The organism is Caballeronia sp. (genome assembly GCF_049581465.1).
Taxonomy (GTDB): Bacteria; Pseudomonadota; Gammaproteobacteria; order Burkholderiales; family Burkholderiaceae; genus Caballeronia.
The window spans coordinates 1-1,782 of record NZ_JBAUSA010000407.1 but is presented as its reverse complement, the minus strand read 5'-3'; the positions used below and the strand labels follow the sequence as shown (position 1 = coordinate 1,782).

At 63.0% G+C, this 1,782-nt stretch carries 2 protein-coding genes and 1 pseudogene; all 3 read right to left on the bottom strand.

The window, feature by feature from the left end:
- A partial coding sequence (gene thiE, locus WCA53_RS10220) for a thiamine phosphate synthase (RefSeq protein ID WP_423908699.1) occupies positions 1-589 on the bottom strand: 589 nt, incomplete at its 3' end.
- The gene (gene thiM, locus WCA53_RS10215) at positions 579-1,388 is read right to left on the bottom strand and encodes a hydroxyethylthiazole kinase (protein WP_423908697.1); all 810 of its coding nucleotides are present in this window, start codon (positions 1,386-1,388) and stop codon (positions 579-581) included. The genes thiE and thiM, both read right to left, overlap by 11 nt.
- A 79-nt stretch (positions 1,389-1,467) precedes the next feature.
- Positions 1,468-1,782 (bottom strand): annotated as a pseudogene (locus tag WCA53_RS10210) (lysophospholipid transporter LplT); the annotation flags it as partial.

Sequence of the window (1,782 nt, the reverse complement as noted above, 5' to 3'; positions counted from 1 at the left end):
GATCCCCGGCCTTGCATATCGCCGACACCACCGCGATCCCACCCGGCCCCGCGCGCTTAACATCAGCGGCATTGTGCAACTGAATGCCCCCAATAGCGACGCTAGGAACCCAAACCCGGGCGCACATCGCAGCAAGCCCGTCAATCCCGCACGCCGTCGACGCATCCGGCTTGGTCGCCGTATCAAACACCGGCCCAATACCCACATAATCGATCACGCTTCCCAGCGAATTAGCGTCATCGACCTGACTTTCATCCGATACCGATAACCCAATCAACGCACGGGCCCCAAGCATCTCGCGCACGACCCGGGCCGGCAAATCACGCTGTCCGACATGCACCCCATCGGCACCGCAAGCGAGCGCTACATCGACATGATCGTTGATGATCAGCGGCACGCCGCGCTCGCGCGTGAGCGGCAGAAGATCGAGCGCGAGCTCAAGCCATGCGCGCTTGTGCCATTCGGGCGCGCGAAGTTGCACGATCGTCACGCCGCCATCCAGCGCCGCACGCGTCACGTCGAGCGCGCGCGCATGACCTCCGCACTGCACCGGATCGAGGACAAGATACAGCGAGAGATCAAACGACATGTTCACCCATCACCAAGGTCGCCGCGAACGTCGCTGCATCGAGCGATGCCAGCCGGTCAAGATACGCGACTGCAAAACTGCCGGGCAACGCGGCATCGCGCGCGGCCAGTTCGCCCGCGATGCTCGAATACGCAATCGCCGCAACCGTCGCAGCCCAACGTTCACCTTCATCGGCGACGCCCGCGAACGCTGCGACCGTCGCCGATAACGCGCACCCGACGCCCGTCACCCGCGTCATCAAAGCCGACCCGTTCGACAACGCCACAGTACGGCGGCCGTCGGTTACGTAGTCAGTTGCGCCCGTCACAGCCACGACCGCGCCCGTTTTCATCGCGAGGAGCTGCGCGGCATCGACAGCGCTTTCTGCCAGCGCCATGCTGTCCACGCCGCGTCCACTCGACGCGCCGCCCGCCAGGCTGATGATCTCGGACGCGTTGCCGCGAATCACCGCAGGTGTCAGCTCCAAAAGATCGAACGCGAATTCAGTGCGAAACCGCAGCGGACCGACCGCGACAGGATCGAGAATCCAGGGTTTTCCAGCTTGGTTGGCGGCATCGATGGCCGCGCGGATCGATTTGGTCTGCGGCAAGTCCAGCGTGCCGAGATTCACCGATAACGCGTTCGCCACCGCCGCGAATTCGGCCGCCTCCTCGCGCGCGACGACCATCGCCGGCGCGGCTCCAACCGCAAGCAGCACATTCGCGGTGAAGTTGGTCACGACGAGATTCGTCAGGCAATGGATGAGCGGCGCGCGCTCGCGCACGCGCATGGCGAACGGGAAGAGATCGGGGGCAAGCATGAGTAGTGTCGAAAAATAAGGGCTACGGCAGGATTATCGCGCGCGGCACAATCGCGCCGGCCGCGAAAGAGCCCAGGGCTCAGTGCCTCGACTCGCCGATCAGGGCGACGGAATCGAAGGCGCGCTGATTCGCCTGATGCCGGCGCATCACAAAATACATCATCAGGCAGACGAACGTGCCAAACAACACGATGACGAGCTGGATCGGGACATCGAGCCACACGAGCACCGCGTACAGGCACAGCATGATCAGCACCGAGAGATTTTCGTTGAAATTCTGTACCGCGATGGAATGCCCGGCCGACAGCAAGACGTGTCCGCGATGTTGCAGCAACGCATTCATCGGCACGACGAAGAAGCCGGACAAGCCGCCCACGATCATCAAGAACAGATA

Coding starts and splice junctions, on each gene's coding strand:
- thiM (WP_423908697.1), bottom strand. CDS start 1,388: ATGCTTGCCCCCGATCTCTTCCCGTTCGCCATGCGCGTGCGCGAGCGC.